General features: G+C 69.1%; 1 pseudogene. It reads right to left on the bottom strand.

Features of this window, described 5'->3' with window-relative positions:
- Window positions 1-622 (bottom strand): annotated as a pseudogene (locus LPN03_RS20740) (13E12 repeat family protein); the annotation flags it as partial.

The raw sequence follows: 622 nt of genomic DNA on the forward strand, positions 1-622 counted from the left end.
CCCGTCGGGGCCGTAGCGGTTCATGTGGAAGGGGATGGTGTGGTCGAGTTCGCAGGACGCGGCGTCGCGGTCGCAGCCGATTCCGGTGCAGGTGGGTGATTTTGCCCGGACGAGGCGTTTCATGTCTTCGGGGGGCTGGTAGCTTCGTCTTCCGATGTCGGTGACGGTGCCGGTGACGGGGTCGGTGAGGAATTTGTACCAGGAATCGGACTCGCCGGCGAGTTCCCTGGCCTGCCCGGCGGGGATGTGGCCGTATCCGTCGAGGTAGCCGGGGTCCTCGGAGGCGCCGGTGGCCGTGGCCGCGGTGAGGTGGATGTTGATCCTCGCCGGCACCCGTGCCCTGAACCGGGACCCCGCCCCGGCACCCCCGCCGCTTGTGCCCTTGCCGGTGTTTCCCTTGTTGGTGCCGTTGCCGGTGATTCCGGTGGTGTCCGCACTCCCGGTGCCGCTGCCGTCGCTGTTGCCGCCGGTGCTTCCGTTGTTGGTGCCGCAACCGTTGGTGCAGTTGCAGTCGCAGTTGGTGCAGGTCCCGGCGGGGTGGAGGAGGGCCTGGTGGAGGAGGTCGGTGAGGGCGTCGGCCCGGTATTCGTTCAGGGACCGGGCTGCCCGGCCGGTGGGGGTT

This window comes from Arthrobacter sp. A2-55 (assembly GCF_025548615.1).
GTDB classification, from domain to species: Bacteria; Actinomycetota; Actinomycetes; order Actinomycetales; family Micrococcaceae; genus Specibacter; species Specibacter silviterrae.